13 protein-coding genes are annotated in these 15889 nt (G+C 38.6%); 7 read left to right on the top strand and 6 right to left on the bottom strand.

All coding sequences use genetic code 11. The features are described 5' to 3' along the window. Positions 1-3: 3 nt before the first annotated feature. Entirely contained in the window at positions 4-456 is a 453-nt protein-coding gene (locus H3T46_RS05615; RefSeq protein ID WP_198197812.1) for a methylated-DNA--[protein]-cysteine S-methyltransferase, read from the bottom strand. Positions 457-562: 106 nt separating this feature from the next. Beyond that, the gene (locus H3T46_RS05610) at positions 563-880 is read right to left on the bottom strand and encodes a hypothetical protein (protein WP_122124160.1); all 318 of its coding nucleotides are present in this window, start codon (positions 878-880) and stop codon (positions 563-565) included. 199 nt (positions 881-1079) lie between these two features. On the opposite strand from H3T46_RS05610, the gene mnmE reads away from it, so the two are divergent. The 5 genes from mnmE to H3T46_RS05585 are packed head-to-tail and all read left to right on the top strand — an operon-like array spanning position 1080 to position 6650. Next, positions 1080-2414, top strand: coding sequence for a tRNA uridine-5-carboxymethylaminomethyl(34) synthesis GTPase MnmE (gene mnmE, locus H3T46_RS05605; RefSeq protein ID WP_155567422.1), 1335 nt, complete (start codon positions 1080-1082; stop codon positions 2412-2414). A 21-nt stretch (positions 2415-2435) separates the two neighbouring features. Then, positions 2436-4331: a tRNA uridine-5-carboxymethylaminomethyl(34) synthesis enzyme MnmG gene (gene mnmG / locus H3T46_RS05600; protein ID WP_155581002.1), complete on the top strand. Its 1896-nt coding sequence runs from the start codon at positions 2436-2438 to the stop codon at positions 4329-4331. Continuing rightward, positions 4321-4941, top strand: coding sequence for a 16S rRNA (guanine(527)-N(7))-methyltransferase RsmG (gene rsmG, locus H3T46_RS05595; protein WP_347400766.1), 621 nt, complete (start codon positions 4321-4323; stop codon positions 4939-4941). Before mnmG ends, rsmG begins: the two co-directional genes overlap by 11 nt. A 1-nt stretch (position 4942) precedes the next feature. Continuing rightward, positions 4943-5731: a ParA family protein gene (locus H3T46_RS05590; RefSeq protein WP_155581001.1), complete on the top strand. Its 789-nt coding sequence runs from the start codon at positions 4943-4945 to the stop codon at positions 5729-5731. A gap of 16 nt (positions 5732-5747) precedes the next feature. Beyond that, positions 5748-6650 carry a ParB/RepB/Spo0J family partition protein gene (locus H3T46_RS05585; RefSeq protein WP_198197810.1) on the top strand — a complete coding sequence of 301 codons (903 nt, stop codon included), beginning with the start codon at positions 5748-5750 and terminating at the stop codon, positions 6648-6650. Between the two features lie 96 nt (positions 6651-6746). Here H3T46_RS05585 and H3T46_RS05580 read toward each other — a convergent pair whose 3' ends face one another. After that, positions 6747-8447 (bottom strand): alginate export family protein, encoded by a 1701-nt coding sequence (locus H3T46_RS05580; protein ID WP_198197808.1) that lies wholly within the window; start codon positions 8445-8447, stop codon positions 6747-6749. A gap of 206 nt (positions 8448-8653) precedes the next feature. On the opposite strand from H3T46_RS05580, the gene H3T46_RS05575 reads away from it, so the two are divergent. After that, the gene (locus tag H3T46_RS05575; protein WP_110439153.1) at positions 8654-9406 is read left to right on the top strand and encodes a HesA/MoeB/ThiF family protein; all 753 of its coding nucleotides are present in this window, start codon (positions 8654-8656) and stop codon (positions 9404-9406) included. On the opposite strand, the gene H3T46_RS05570 is transcribed toward H3T46_RS05575, so the two are convergent. The 3 genes from H3T46_RS05570 to H3T46_RS05560 all read right to left on the bottom strand — a co-directional run bounded on the left by H3T46_RS05570 (position 9403) and on the right by H3T46_RS05560 (position 14210). Beyond that, positions 9403-10059, bottom strand: coding sequence for a response regulator transcription factor (locus tag H3T46_RS05570; RefSeq protein WP_122124155.1), 657 nt, complete (start codon positions 10057-10059; stop codon positions 9403-9405). The genes H3T46_RS05575 and H3T46_RS05570 overlap by 4 nt on opposite strands. Positions 10060-10077: 18 nt before the next feature. Further along, on the bottom strand, positions 10078-11967 hold the full coding sequence (locus tag H3T46_RS05565; protein WP_198197806.1) for a histidine kinase: 1890 nt from the start codon (positions 11965-11967) through the stop codon (positions 10078-10080). A 62-nt stretch (positions 11968-12029) separates the two neighbouring features. Then, complete coding sequence (locus H3T46_RS05560; RefSeq protein ID WP_198197804.1) at positions 12030-14210, bottom strand: TonB-dependent siderophore receptor; 2181 nt, start codon at positions 14208-14210, stop codon at positions 12030-12032. Positions 14211-14485: 275 nt separating this feature from the next. Here H3T46_RS05560 and H3T46_RS05555 point away from each other — a divergent pair, with 275 nt between their 5' ends. Further along, a complete protein-coding gene (locus H3T46_RS05555; RefSeq protein ID WP_155566074.1) occupies positions 14486-15868 on the top strand; it encodes a NarK family nitrate/nitrite MFS transporter in 1383 nt (460 codons plus the stop codon). The last annotated feature ends 21 nt before the right edge of the window (positions 15869-15889 follow it).

Raw genomic sequence — 15889 nt, 5'->3', positions numbered from 1 at the left:
TGATTAAGGTGTGTTAAATAATTTTTCAATATTCAATAAATATTCTTTGGTTTTAATCCCTTCCCCTCCAGAATATCCACCTAAAGTTCGTTTACCAATGACACGATGACATGGAATGATAATGGGAATTGGATTTGCGGCGTTTGCATTTCCAATGGAACGGGCACTTCCTCCTATTATTTTGGCGAGTTCGGAATAGGATTTTGTCGTACCAAAGGGAATAGTTTGCAAAAATTCCCAGACTTGTTGTTGATAGGCTGTTCCAGGCGATAGAATGGGTAAATCAAATTTTTTTAGTTTACCATTGAAATACGCGTCAATCTGGTTTTTTGCCTCCTCCAATAAGGGTGTTTTTTCTTCAAGACTACCCCAGCCCCAATCAATTGAGACGATAAGATTATCATTTTCAGCGATACTAAGATCACCGACTGGAGAATGAAAAGATATAAAACCCATGGTGTTATAAAAATCTGAAATTTATTTCTGTAAATGTAGCAATTTACAAAATTAAGATAATTTATTTTATTTATCAATTTATTCTATTGGGGATTGTCTCTAAAATTTAAGCGGGAAGTAAAATCTTCAGATCATTAAGACTATTCGTCACGGCTGCATTAATAAGTTGAGTGATACCTGTTTGAGTGTTATTCCATGCATCCCCCCAAACAGATCGATTATTAAGATTATCCAGAAATTCACCGATTCCATAACCTATATTTATTGCACCTGTTATATATGATTTCTCTGGCTCTTTTCCAGAGATATTTTTACTCAGCTGATTTAGTCCATTACCAATTCGAGAACCAATTAACGAACCAATTGCGGTAAAAGAAGCGGCACCTGATACATTGTTAATTTCATTATCTGTTAGGTCACGCATATTATATCCCTTCAATTTAGTTGCATAATTATAATTATTATAGGTAGCGTACAATGATATGTGTAGTAATATTTAGTTTATTGATTTGAAGAAAATTGATTTTATATGAATGAATTTATCTTTTCGTATGTATTAAAAGATTTTTTTATGTTACGACCATATAAAAAATATATATCTTAAGTAGATAAGTTAATATTGTATGGAAAATATTTCATTAAATTCAAATACGACAATTTTTGCCTTGGCAACTGCAATGGGCAGGGGTGCTGTTGCGATCATGCGTTTGAGTGGGCCTTTAACTTATTCTATTTTACACAGAATGTGTCATCAAGTGCCGCAACCACGTTTGGCGTCGGTTCGTAAATTATGGAAAATTCAGGAGGGTCAGAAAGAATTACTGGATGAGGCTTTGCTGCTGTGGTTCCCGGGCCCTAACAGTTATACGGGTGAAGATAGTGCAGAACTGCACTTGCATGCAGGTCCTGCTGTGGTTGATGCTGTTGCGGAGGTATTGGTTTCTTATGGTGCCATTCCTGCCCAGGCAGGTGAATTCACCAAGCGAGCGTTTTTGAATGGCCGAATTGATTTATTACAGGCGGAAGGTATTGCCGATCTTGTTGAGGCGGAAACGCAGGCGCAAAGAAAACAGGCTTTGGAACAAACGGAAGGTGGATTAAGTGACCTTTATCATGGTTGGGCAAAACAATTGCGCGAAGTGTTGGCATTTCAAGAGGCATTAATTGATTTCCCGGATGAGGATTTGCCGCAAGAGATTGAGGAGAATGTGAAGAGGATAATCGTTGATTTGCATTCTGAAATGATTGACCATCTGAATGATCAAGGACGAGGGGAACGTTTGAGAAAAGGACTGACCTTTGCAATTGTGGGGCCACCAAATGCTGGAAAATCTAGTTTATTGAATTATTTGGCTGACCGTGATGCGGCGATTGTGACCGAACAGGCTGGAACAACACGAGATGTTATTGAGGTCAGGGTAGTATTGGGTGATGTTCCTGTAACCTTGGTGGATACCGCAGGGTTACGTGAAACAGAAGATGAAATTGAAAAAGAGGGGATAAAGCGAGCCTACAAGATCGCTCAAAATGCAGATTATGTAATGTGTTTGATGGATGCTGCGGATAAAAATGATTGCCCTGAATTATCTTGTGATCTATTGGTTCGAACAAAAATTGATTTAAATGTTTCACGTGAAACATTATTAAGTCAGTCAGATAAAACCGTGTTAATCAGCGTCAAATCGGGTGAGGGGATGGATAAATTCAAAAGTTTATTGGTTCAGAAAACCAAAGAATTAATATCCCGTCAGGGGCCACCCCCTTTAACACGGGTAAGACATCGATTAGGTATAACAGAATGTGTTCAACATTTGCAAAAAGCTCAAGAAATGGAATGGGCTGAATTGCGTGGTGAAGAATTGCGGTTAGCTATGCAGAGTTTGGGTAGACTAACTGGTGCTGTAGGTGTGGAGGATCTGTTGGATACCATATTTGGTCAATTTTGTATCGGTAAGTAAGGTCGAGTTGAGAAAAGATTAATGATAAATGTAAAATACGATGTAATTGTCGTTGGTGGAGGACATGCTGGAAGTGAAGCGGCTGCAGCTTCTGCTCGGATGGGGGCAAGAACTTTATTGCTGACCCATTCTCTTAACACGATTGGGATCATGTCATGTAATCCGGCAATTGGTGGAATAGGCAAAGGGCATCTTGTTCGGGAGATTGATGCTTTTGATGGTATCATGTCAAAAGCAGCGGATCGGGCGGGTATTCATTTCAAGCTGCTTAATCGTTCCAAAGGTCCAGCAGTACATGGACCTAGGGCTCAAGCTGATCGGATGTTATATCGTAATGCGGTTCAACAATTTTTAAAAGAATTAAGCAACCTGACTATTATGGAGGGTGCGGTTGCTGATCTCAATGTCGATATTGGCAATAAAATATGTGGTGTTATTTGCGAGGATGGTCGTGAATTTCTGTCAGGAGCGGTTGTCTTAACGACGGGAACTTTTTTGCGCGGAGTTATCCATGTTGGCAATAAAAGTCAGCCAGCCGGAAGAGTTGGAGATAAACCTGCCACAATATTGGGAAACCGATTGGAAGCGATGGGACTGCGTATGGGTCGCTTAAAAACAGGAACCCCTCCAAGGCTGTTGCGATCAAGCATCGATATGGAGCGGTTGACAGAAGATAAGGGGGATAAATCTCCTGAGTTTTTTAGCCGATTGACTGATAACGCTTTTAATGAATTTGTTTCCTGCCGGATAACTGCAACCACTCCTGAAACACATCGGATAATAAGGGATAATATTCATACTTCTGCAGTCTATGGGGGTGCAATTACTGGAAAAGGACCTCGTTACTGTCCGTCAATCGAGGATAAAATTGTCCGTTTTGCTGATCGGGAGCGTCATCAGATTTTTATTGAGCCTGAAGCATTGCCTGGACATGAAGGTGGGGATTTGGTTTATCCGAATGGAATATCAACCAGTCTTGCAGAAGATGTTCAGGAACGAATGGTTCATTCAATTCCAGGTCTGGAAAATGCCGTGATTGTCAGGCCAGGTTATGCCGTGGAATATGATTATATTGATCCGAGATCCTTGAATCCGACCTTGGAATTGCCAAATTTTTCCGGATTGTTTCTTGCCGGACAAATCAATGGTACAACAGGGTATGAGGAAGCCGCAGCTCAGGGTTTGTTGGCTGGAATTAATGCCGCAAATCATGCTTCTGGATCAGAAAAAATTATAATTGATCGTAGCCAGGGTTATATTGGTGTCATGATAGATGACCTGACAACGCAAGGGGTGACTGAACCTTATCGTATGTTTACCTCACGGGCAGAATATCGCTTGACTTTACGGGCAGATAATGCAGATATACGGTTAACTCCTTTGGCTGAACAGTTGGGGTGTTTGGGGGCTGAACGATTGGCTTTATATCTTCAGGATATAGATCATATCAAAAATTCTGTTCAGAGAGCGAAGGGAGAGAAATACCTGCCTAAAACCCTGAATGGTTATGGAATGCAGATTTCGTTTGATGGACGCTGGCGGTCATTATTTGAAATTTTATCATTATGCCCTTCTGAGGAGGTAATTGAGAAAGTCGCTCCTTGGTTTCATCAATTAACATCAAGAGTTCAACAATATATTCGTACCGAGGCCCGTTATGAAGGTTACCTTGTTAGACAGGCCAGGGAAATCAGGCAGCTTGACCAGGAGTCCAGAATCAATTTGCCATTGGATCTTGATTATAGGAAAATTGGCGGATTAAGTCGTGAAATGCAGGAACGTCTAGAAGCGGTTCGCCCTGTTTCTTTTGGTGCTGCCCAAAGGATACCGGGGGTAACACCCTCTGCATTGATGGCTATATTGGCATATATTCGAACCCCGCAAAAAGGGGAAAAGGATAATTGTTGTGAATCTTGACGGTTATATAAAAAATTATCCGTTTTTAAAGAGTGTTTCACGTGAAACAATAGAGAAACTGGAAATTTATATCTCTTTACTTCAGCAATGGAACAAAAAAATAAATTTGGTATCGCAACAGGGTATGGATCAGGTCTGGAAACGTCATGTATATGACAGCTTTCAATTGATTCGGTATCTTGATTCATCTGTAAAATCTATTGCTGATCTTGGATCAGGTGGAGGATTTCCCGGTCTGATCTTGGCATTGTCAACAGATATTCCTGTAATATTGATTGAATCTGATATGAGAAAGACAATTTTTTTAAGGGAAGTTCTGCGACAGACTAAAACACAAGCAACTGTGCTTTGCCAAAGGATTGAAAATGTGAATGCTATCAGTGCAGATGTTGTGACGGCAAGGGCATTGACTTCATTGACTCAGCTTTTGAAATTTTCAAAAAATATTTTAAATAAAAATGGTTATTGTTTATTTTTGAAAGGCCGGTCTGTTAATCTGGAAATTGAAGAGGCACAAAAGAATTGGAAAATAAATTATAAAACCTTTTCCAGTCAAACGAATGCCGATGGGGTAATAGTTAAGATTAATCAATTTGAACGTGTTGAATAAAATGGCGCTTAAAAAGACAAAATCAAAAAAGACTTATATTTTGGCAATTGCAAACCAAAAAGGTGGGGTGGGTAAAACAACGACAGCAATTAATCTTGCCACCGCATTCGCTGAAAAAAAGAAGGTTCTATTAATTGATCTTGATTCTCAAGGAAATAGTTCAACTGCATTGGGAATTGAATATGGCGATCGTGATAAAGGAACCTATCATTTATTAATTAATGGCAAAGTGGTTGATGGAATGATCAAGGAGTCCATGATTCCAGGATTATCGTTGATTACAGCTGATGGCAACCTTGCGGCTGCAGAGCTTGAGTTGATTGATATTGAAAAACGTGAATTTCGGCTCAAGGAAGCAATTAAGCAATTTATAGGTATATATGATTATATTTTGATTGACTGTCCTCCAAGCCTTGGACTGTTAACGGTAAATGCCTTGGCGGCTGCTACTGGTGTTATTGTTCCGTTGCAATGTGAATTTCTGGCACTTGAAGGAATAAGTCATCTGGTTAAAACGGTTACACATTTGCAGAAAAAGGTAAATCCTGATCTGGATATAAAGGCAATTGTTTTAACGATGTATGACAAACGCAACAGACTTTCAGAGCTTGTTGCTGAAGATACCAGGAATTTTTTTGGGGATAAGGTCTGTAAAACAGTTATTCCACGCAATATCCGTATTTCAGAGGCACAAAGTTATGGAAAGCCAATAATGGTGTATGATCCTAAATCAACTGGAGCACAAGCCTATATAAACTTGGCTAAGGAATTGAATCGTCGATTTGCTTAATTTGAGGGTAGGAAATATGAAGGGTAAGAAAAGGGATCAGGGTAAAATTCGTTTGGGAAGAGGACTTGCCGCTTTATTAGGGGAGTCGGTTAAAGATGAGGATAATCAGAAAGATATCGGATCCGATCTTGGGATTTCAGATTTGAAAATGCAGATTTTACCTATTGACATAATTGAGCCTGGTCCTTTTCAACCTCGACAAATTATGCAGCCTGAAGCTTTACAAGAGTTGGCGGACTCAATCAGACAACATGGTATTTTACAACCTCTGCTGGTTAAGGAAAAAGATACCCAAAAGGGTCAATACCAAATTGTTGCTGGGGAACGTCGCTGGCGTGCTGCCCAACTGGCCATGATTGATGAGGTGCCGGTTAGGATCTGCTCTTTTACTGACAAAGATGCAATGGCTGTCGCATTAGTGGAAAATTTACAGCGTACGGATTTAAATATTATCGAAGAGGCTGAAGGTTTTTCAAGATTATTAAATGAGTTCAATCTTACTCAGGATGAGTTATCTTCTGCATTGGGTAAATCACGTTCACATATTGCTAATATAATCCGCCTATTGCAATTGCCGGATGAGATTATAAATTATTTGAAAAATGGGATATTAACTCCGGGACATGCAAGAGCCTTGCTTATGCATCCCGATCCTGTATCAGCGGCAAAAGAAATTATTCAAAATGACTTAACTGTAAGACAAACAGAAGCCCTAGTTAAAAATGCCAAAGCGGTTAATAAAAATTTACACTTGAAAAAAAAGCCAATCGATCCTGAGATAGAGTCACTTGAAAAAGATTTGCGTGGCAGATTAGGGTTTAATGTCAAAATTCAATTTGATGGTAAAGGTGGGTCCTTAAAAATATTTTATAAATCCCTTGAACAGTTTGATGAGATTTTAACGTTGTTAAAAAATTAAATGAAATATTGATACTTCATAGACCCATACATAAAAAAGTCGCTTATTATTAAAAATAAGCGACAAAATAATAAGTAAAGTATAGAATGAAAAAGGTTAAAACCTGAAGTCGAGTGTTTCCATAAGGAAAGCACTGTCATTGCCACCAGCTTTTTTTATGGATTGTGAGGCTAGAACACCGCCAAAGTCTCCAGTTAAAACAAGATGGGGAGCAATTGCATAAGCGAGAGTAAACTGGGGAATTGCACCAACAAATCCACCAGAATAATTGTCACGCAAAGGATAGTTGAATCCGACACCGTAAATTGTATCATTGGTATTGGCTCTCCAAATTACAGGTGCGTGCAATTTGACAAGTGCTTTTTTTGTTGGATTGTAAGTGATTAAAGGACCTGTACTGACTGTATTGGAAGTTGCCAGATATAGCGTCATATCCTGATAGTTTGCTGTTGTAAAATAGGGAACAGCAAAATTTCTGACCGCGCCGTGATCTTTGTGATAGTTGCCACCAGAAAAATAGTCGCTTTGCAGGCCCAATGACAAATTTCCCGGCACGTTTTTAAAGTTATAAGCAAAAATCGCATCAAATGCATAGGCTCTGACTGGACGTGTTTTACTACCAGAATTTGCGGGACGGAATTCACCACCCTGATATATACCTGTAATATCAATGGTGAAATTGCCAATATTTCCGTTCAACCTTCCGCCGATATTATCACGTCTTGTAGAGCCTTGACGGTTTTTTCCGGGTGTTGGTGTGGGAAGACCTGCAGCATTACCGTTATAAAGGTAACCAATATAAAAGGCATCAAGATATAATTGGCTATTCACATTCTGCACTTTAAAGCTGGGAAGAGCATAACTGGCCAAACCACCAAACATGCGAGCATTATAACTGGGTCCTGCACCAAAAACATGATCTTTGGAAAAGTCAGTTTGCCAGAAGTCAAAAATGTCGACTCTGAAATTTTTCCAGAATGCATAGCCTCGGAATCCATCCCAACTGTAACGAATATTAGTCAGTTCCCGTGCGGAAGTCATGGAGAGTGGGGCATCAACAAAATATTGACGTCCTCCCATTGCTCCCATTTTTGCACCAAGCAGGTTCCCCTTTATTTCTAAAAAACCTTGCTGCATATCAAGTCGTTTACGTTGAAAACCTGTTTGATAGCCAAAAGTGTTGCTGCCACCAGCAACACCATTAATGAGTTCGGCATAAGCTCTTACGTGGGAACCAATATGCAAATCAGCACCATAAACGCTACGAATCAATAAACGGTTGGAATTTGTTTTGGCTCCAAATCCCATATATGGTTTGCTGTCGAAAACATGACGAAACCGCTCATTGCCGTTTAAACTCAGCCAGATATCCCCAGAATCATTCAGGGGAATATACTTGAGTCGGTTAAACCAGTCATCATTTTTATGGGGATCATTGCATAATCCGCTCCAGTCTTCTGCCCATCTTGCTTGTGCGTATGGGGCGTATTGTCCGAAAGCATACCAAGAATAATTACCAACGGGTCCAAAACCGCTGTGTTTGTTGAAGACACCCCAATCCGGATATCGTGTATTTCCATATTTACCAGCCGCTGTGACAATTTTTGTACAACGGTTATTAAGATTTGAGTAATCAGTAAATGTAGAATCGGTTTTATTTTGAATTTTTGAATCTGTTGGAAGTAATGTTTGTTTTGTTTGATCTTTAGCGTAAGTATGTATTGAAGTTAAAAGTAGTAATGAGAAACAAATATGATTAACTACTTTTAAACTAGCCAGAATAGTTGATTTATTCATAGTTTATCATTCATACTAATATTATTGTTTTATTTAATTATATTATTCTTTTAAGAAAAGAATTTATATTATCCACATGTATAGTATTATTTATATTAAGAATAAGGTTATATTAATCTTTGTGAATATTTTGTTGCTAGTCTTATGGCTAGTATTCTTTATGACGCTTATCATTATATGGTTATTTATTTGGGTTATTTCAAATAATGCATGAAGATCAATTGGTAAGATACAGTCGCCATATCCTTTTGCCGCAAATTGATTTGGATGGACAAAAACGGTTTTTAGATAGCCGTGTTATGGTTATAGGATGCGGGGGACTGGGTTGTGCAGCAATTCCTATTCTTGCTGCTGCGGGTATTGGCAGTTTAATGCTGGTTGATAATGACAGGATCGAACTGTCCAATTTACAACGACAGACATACTATACACCTGATGATATTGGTAAATTCAAAAATCATGTAATGGCTGATTTCATTCATAGACAAAATCCGGATATTACTGTTGATACTGTGCCTTACCGTTTATCCGAGGATGAATTATCTTCATTAATTCATGATTATGATGTGATTTTGGATTGTAGTGACAATTTAAAAACCCGACAAATGATCGGGCGGGTTGCATATTCTAGTAAAATACCTTTAATTTATGCCTCGGCCATACGGTTTGAAGGGCAATTAAGTGTATTTGACTCAAATAATGATCGATCACCATGTTACGCCTGTCTATTTGATGGAGCGGAAACAGAACAGGACCGTTGTTCATTTACCGGTGTTTACGCCCCATTGGTCAATACAATGGGAGCTATGCAGGCTTCAGAGGCTTTGAAGGTAATATCCAGGATGGGTCAAGCTCTTACAGGCAGGATACTGCATTATAATGCTTTGAATTTTTCTTTTCATATGCTGGAATGTGATCGCAATCCGCATTGTAACGTGTGTGGTTGTTTGAGGAACTAGGGTGTTTTGTCAAAACCATGTTCTAGGGCATAAATTGCTGCCTGAACCCTGCTGTGTAAATTAAGTTTTCGTAATATGTTCTGAACATGTAATTTGATTGTACTTTCTGACACGCTCAAAAAACGGGCAATTTCTTTATTACTTATTCCCTTGGTCAGCCAAGCCAATATTTCTTTTTCCCTTGGTGTTAAAGAATCATAGAGATCTTCGTCCTTTTCCTTTTCATTGGGTCGGAATTGATCGATAAGGGTTGATATCATGGCTGGGGAGAGAATATTATTTCCTTCATAAACTTTGTGAATACTGTCCAATAGGAAATCGGTATTGATATTTTTCAAAAGATAGCCTTTTGCTCCAAGTGTCATACATTGAATAAGGTCATCATTATCTTCAGAAACAGTTAAAATTAGGACATTAAGGTCTGGATTAATATTTAAAAGGTTTTGGAGCGTTTCTTTTCCACCCATTCTTGGCATATCCAGATCAAGGAGGATGATATCAGGGTTAAGTTTCTGGGCCAGTTTTATACCTTCTGATCCATTTTGCGCCTCTCCAATAACCTCTATATCTTCCTGATTGTTAAGAAGAAATTTCAATCCTGAACGAAATAAAGAATGATCGTCAATAAGCAGAATTTTAATTTTTGTTTGCATTTTCTTTATACTACCGTTCTATAAGTTTATCGGAATAGTCAGTTCCAAGGTTGTACCATGATTAGGTGTTGAGGTAATGTTTATTTTTCCGGAAATATTTTCTGCCCTCTCTTGGATAATTGATAAACCGATATGGTTCTGTTGTTTTTTTTGCAAGGTATTAAGGTCAAATCCGACACCATCATCATGAATACGCATCATGAAAGAATTATTATAACTAAATTCAATTGTTGCAAGCTTGCATTTTGAATGTTTACGAATATTGGATAAAGCTTCTTGAAGAATAAAAATGATCTGTAATTGCTGTTGTTTTGTAATAAATAAAAATTTTTGCAGATTAATTAATTTTACAGGTATTTTTGTCTGGGCTTTGAAACGGTTCACGACTTTCTTAACAACAGTCTCAAAATCTTCCTTGCCAATCTTGGTTCGAAAATTCATTAACAGTTCACGAACATCGTCATAGGATTCTTGCACGCCACGCTGAATAAAATCCAGATTTTGCTTGGCTTTGTCAAGGTCATTCTTATTGATTGCCTTTTCAAGCATTTGAGCTTGCAAGTTAAGAAAGGACAATGCTTGGGCTATGCTATCATGCAATCCCTGTGCAATTAAGTTGCGTTCCTCCATAATGGCAAGCTGTTTTTCTTTGGCGGTTAATTGGTAATTTTCAATGGATACACCAAGTTGACAGGTCAATGTTTCAATCAAGTGGTAGGTTTCTGGAGAAAAAGTAGATTCCCTTTTTTTAAAATATAGAACCATTAACCCTATTTCATTTTTATTATGCCAAATAGGAAAAATGATAAAATGACTAAATAATTTTTTAACGCACGAGGGTATAAGACAGTTTTCCTGCTGATCAGTTTTGACGCAAATAGGATAGGAATTTTTGGGCAGGGAAGAAATATCAAAAAAACAGTTGGCAGAAAAATAACATTGTTCAATGGTGTTTAATTGTGCTGGAAAACCTTGGCTACAAATAAAATTCATGGCGTCTTTCTCTTCGTTAAGAAAGCCGATAAATCCGGCATCCGCTTGACTTAAATCAATAATTTTTTCAAGGAATCTCTCGGTTGCCATATTGGGAGTCAGGCAGGTATGTAAAAAGGTGATCATGTCATAAAGAATAGTTAATTCATGATTCTTTTTCTTTAATGCAAGTGTTTTATCCGAAACTTTATGTTCAAGGTTATTGTATAAGTCCTGCAAATTATGTGCCATCTGGTTAAAACCGGAGGAGACAATATCAAATTCACTATTGCCATTTACAGGAATACGTCTGGATAGATTACCCTGACTTAGGGCTTTGATACTTGATTCAAGATGTTTCAACGGATTGATGACTGATTTATATAACAGGGATATGCTCGAAAAGGCAGTTATCAGTATCATCAGGATAATTGTTGTGATTATGTATCGAAGCCAAATGATGTCTTGCGTATTTTGATTTTCGATCAGTTTGACTAAAAGATCAATGTCTTCTACGAATGTGTTGAGATGATAATAATTTTTGTCAGTTAATCTGTGATATCCAGAGGACTGGTTTATAAGCGGCAATATCTGGTTATTATAGGTTTTTTCAATATATTTTATTTGCAGGTTTATTTTTTTATTATTTGAAAAAATTAAGGTATTATTATCGTATTTTTTTAATTTATTAAGGATTGTAATAAATTTCGTTTGTTCATGCTGCAGGTTTACATAATCGTTTTGATTAGAAAGTAACATCATGTAATAGACACGCATGCGCAAACTGCCTGTATAATTGATGGCAATTCCAGCATTTTCAAGCTGCCAAAGCAGGGCGAGTGCATATCCCGTAAAGAATATGGCACATACAACCCATGCGATAGTACAGGTAAGCAGTTTGGTTGAAAGCTTGTTAAAATACCGCGTGATTTTCATTATTTGATAATTGTTCGTAAATATTATGATAAGATTATTTTAACATATATTTGAATTAAATATTAGAAATCAACTGCCAATGAAAATTGATATGTTCTGGGTAATCCAGCATAAGCACTGTTATTTGCGGTGCCTCCGTTAATTGAGGATGGATATACAGACATCCAATAATGTTTATTGGTTACATTATTGACATTAAATCGTGCTGCAAGTGGGGTGTTAAAGACATTGAAGGCGTAGCGCATCCCGACATCTGTCGTAAAATACCCCTTGGCAAAAGTGGTGTTGTAATTATTGGCAGCCCGACGATCTGTATAGTGAAGATTGATGTTGAATGCCATACCATACAGGATGTGATCTTTTGCGACAGGTAATTGGTAGTCAATCAGCAGGTTGGCCTGAACAGGTGGGACACCAACAATTTGTTTATGAGAGGTGGCAATATTTCCTGTTTTTCCCAATTGTGCATCAAGCCATGTAACACCTCCAAGAATAGATAGACTATCCCATATCTGTCCTGCGACCTGAAATTCAACCCCATAATTGCGCTGTTGTCCTGCGACGGCAAAAATATGGGTTGTTGGATTGATAAATGCATATGGACGTGTCATACGGAATGCAGCAACATTTAACCACAGGCGGTTGAATTTGACCTTATAGCCCACTTCATATTCTTCACTACGATAGGGAGCCATGATCTGGTTTGGATTAATTACTCCCGTCGCTGGGGCAATATCTCCCGCCTGCAGACTTCTTGCCCAAGTGAAATAGGCGGTATGACCTTCAAGAGGATGATAAATCAGGCTTGTTGTTGGACTAAATGCCGCATCATGGGAATTGTGTGCGGTTTTCTTTCCCTTCATGTTCCAGCTGTCATTGCTTAACCAGCTCCAACTGAAAACACCCATAATGGCCCATTGTTGATTAAAATGGATTGTATCGCCTGCAATCAGGGCTTGTTGCTGGATTAAGGCCGATTGATAACGTCCCCATCCTTTTGGTCTATGACCCGGTAATGGACGAGGATTGTGTATGTTGCTGGTTCCAAGATTGATTGTTTCAGTATGAGTGGGATTGTAATTACCCCTCATATATCCATTGGTGCCCAAAACAAGTTCATGTTTTACAAAATCTGTATTTACTTCTCCATTCACATAGGCAAAATTGCTCCCTACCTGAAAAACGTTTGCCTGACCGGCTACCGAAATAGATTGTTGATAATCACCCTTGCTGTTTAGGAGTCGATTGCTGTTGTTGAACATCTCTCGTTTGGCATCCTGATAGAGCCCTCCCGCAGTAAATCTCCATTTTTTATTGATTTGGTGTTTGATTTTTCCGAGAAAGGTATTTGTTTCCGTATTAAAGCCGGCATATTTTTGCCCAAGATAGGCCTTGCCCATATTGGGTGCGGATGGCAGTTGAATGGAATTATCAAACGAAAAATTCGTCGCTGTTCCCCTTTCATTATAGGTATAATGGCTGGCATCTATCTCAATAACGGTTTTGGAGGAAAGATGAATATCAAAATCACCACTGACCAGATTACGTTTTAACTGACTGTGTTCCACATAGGCGGTGCCTTCATCATGCAGAAGGTTTAAACGATATCCAAACCACCCATTTTTACCGACTCGACCAGACACATCCGCATATTCCGTCACGGCACCAATTGAATCGTAATTGATTGAAAGATGTTCCGTACGACGGTCAGTGGGACGTTTGAGCTGGTAACTGAAAATGCCGGCTGGATTTTGTGGGCCATACATAGCCCCGGCCAACCCGTTCAGAACCTGCAAATTTTCAAACATTTCCGTTGGATAGGGGGTGGTGGTTGTCATATTGAGCCCGTCAATACGGCTGTTTGCTGTTACGTCCCCCTCAAACCCCCTGGATTGCGGCCTGGCCATGCCTGCAGATCCACGGGCCTCGAGTTGTATGGAAGGAAGGTATTTCATTAGATCATTAACGTTTCTTGCCTGTTGATTGGCAATAACGTCATGAGGAACTGACATGATTGAAAAAGGTGCGTCTTCAGATTTCAAGGAACCCAAGGGGCCCAAGGTAACGTCTGGAGTACTCATTACCGCAACTGATCCGTCAGCCCTTCTTTGTCCCCTTACAGTAATTTTTTCGGATTTTTCATCATCTCTTTCCATATTGTTCGAGGTTGAAATCTTTTGTGCCATTGTTTGAAGAGGGAAAAGAAGAAGCAGGGGTAGAATATATTTTTGTTTTCTATTCATGCAAATTCTTCATGGATTAATAATTCAAGAAATTATTCTAATAATGGAAATGAATATGATATATTAATAGTAGGAAAACGACTAATTATACTTAGCCAAATGGCTATAAACAACCTAGCCATTATTCCAGATTTCTATAAGCTTTTGACTAATTGGTTCGATCTTGCGGAAGATGTAAATAATATTAAAACAATTATGCGTTTTATTTAACTTATACAATAAAGATCAAAACAATACAGATATAAACGTATTGGTTCATCAACCAAGGAAAAAAAATGTCTCATTTACTAACAAAATGGGAACCGGAAAATCAACAGTTTTGGGAAAAGCAAGGACGTGTTATTGCTTTACGGAATTTATGGATTTCCGTTCCTGCTCTTTTACTTGCTTTCGTTGTATGGCAATTATGGAGTGTCGTTGTTGTCTATCTACCAGAAGTTGGGTTTAAATATACTCAAAATCAACTAATGCTTTTAACGGCATTGTCTGCATTGTCAGGGGCAACCCTGAGAATCATCTATGCCTTTATGGTTCCCATTTTTGGTGGAAGAAGATGGACGGTTTTTTCAACAGCCACCCTTTTGATTCCAACCATTGGTTTTGGTATATGCATACAAAATCCAAATACCAGTTTTGCAACAATGGTGATCTTGGCCCTGTTGTGTGGATTTGGTGGAGCAAATTTCAGCTCCTCTATGGCAAATATCGGATATTTTTTCCCTAAATCAAGAAAGGGATTTGCCACGGGGGTAAATGCTGGACTGGGAAATCTTGGTGTACCGTTTGTACAATTTGTTACCTTGTGGGTTATTGGCGTCAGTATCTTTGGTGCTTTGGGGGGTGGACCAGAAACACGTATTCATAACGGTCAGCAGAGTCTTGTCTGGTTACAGAATATCACCTATATTTGGGTACCTTTTATTGCGGTAACCGTTATCGCTGCCTGGTTTGGGATGAATGACCTTGCCACGGTCAAGGCATCTTTTTCAGAGCAATCAATAATTTTCAAGCGTAAACATACCTGGGTTGCCTGTTTGCTTTATCTGGGTACATTTGGATCCTTTATCGGTTTTTCAGCAGCATTGCCCCTGTTGATAAAGCATGAATTCGTTGATGTTAATCCAATAAAATACGCCTTTTTAGGCCCTTTGCTAGGGTCCATATTTAGAGTTGTTGGGGGAATTGCCTCTGACAAATTCAAAGCGACACGGGTAACTCAAATCAGTTTCCTGGGTATGATTGTTTTTTCCTTATGTATCGTTTTCTTCATCTCAGCCCCGGAAGAATCAAGAAGTTTTGTCGGCTTCCTGATAAGTTTTATGATCCTGTTCATTTTTGTTGGATTGGGAAATGGATCCGTATTTGCCCAAGTTCCCGGAATATTCACAATATTTTACCAGAAATACCTTAAAAAACAAAAAGCTGAATCTGAAGAGCAGATGAATGAGGATGCTGCCAAGGAAACCGGTGCGGTTCTTGGTTTTATGGGGGCTATTGGTGCCTATGGTGGATTTATAATTCCAAAACTGTATGGAACCTCTTTAAGTTATACCGGATCGTATAATTTAGCTTTTTATATTTTTGTGGGATTTTACGTATTTTGCCTTTTGATAAACCGTTGGTACTACCTTCGCAGAAATGCTGAAATACGTTGTTAAGACAAATTTGATTTAGAATTT

Source organism: Commensalibacter sp. M0133 (genome assembly GCF_016101485.1).
In the GTDB taxonomy this organism is placed as follows: Bacteria; Pseudomonadota; Alphaproteobacteria; order Acetobacterales; family Acetobacteraceae; genus Commensalibacter; species Commensalibacter melissae.
This window is presented reverse-complemented; position numbering and strand designations above follow the sequence as displayed.

Coding starts and splice junctions, on each gene's coding strand:
- mnmE (WP_155567422.1), top strand. CDS start 1,080: ATGGAAAATATTTCATTAAATTCAAATACGACAATTTTTGCCTTGGCA.
- H3T46_RS05565 (WP_198197806.1), bottom strand. CDS start 11,967: ATGAAAATCACGCGGTATTTTAACAAGCTTTCAACCAAACTGCTTACC.
- H3T46_RS05585 (WP_198197810.1), top strand. CDS start 5,748: ATGAAGGGTAAGAAAAGGGATCAGGGTAAAATTCGTTTGGGAAGAGGA.
- H3T46_RS05555 (WP_155566074.1), top strand. CDS start 14,486: ATGTCTCATTTACTAACAAAATGGGAACCGGAAAATCAACAGTTTTGG.
- H3T46_RS05615 (WP_198197812.1), bottom strand. CDS start 456: ATGGGTTTTATATCTTTTCATTCTCCAGTCGGTGATCTTAGTATCGCT.
- mnmG (WP_155581002.1), top strand. CDS start 2,436: ATGATAAATGTAAAATACGATGTAATTGTCGTTGGTGGAGGACATGCT.
- H3T46_RS05570 (WP_122124155.1), bottom strand. CDS start 10,059: ATGCAAACAAAAATTAAAATTCTGCTTATTGACGATCATTCTTTATTT.
- H3T46_RS05560 (WP_198197804.1), bottom strand. CDS start 14,210: ATGAATAGAAAACAAAAATATATTCTACCCCTGCTTCTTCTTTTCCCT.
- H3T46_RS05610 (WP_122124160.1), bottom strand. CDS start 880: ATGCGTGACCTAACAGATAATGAAATTAACAATGTATCAGGTGCCGCT.
- H3T46_RS05590 (WP_155581001.1), top strand. CDS start 4,943: ATGGCGCTTAAAAAGACAAAATCAAAAAAGACTTATATTTTGGCAATT.
- H3T46_RS05580 (WP_198197808.1), bottom strand. CDS start 8,447: ATGAATAAATCAACTATTCTGGCTAGTTTAAAAGTAGTTAATCATATT.
- H3T46_RS05575 (WP_110439153.1), top strand. CDS start 8,654: ATGCATGAAGATCAATTGGTAAGATACAGTCGCCATATCCTTTTGCCG.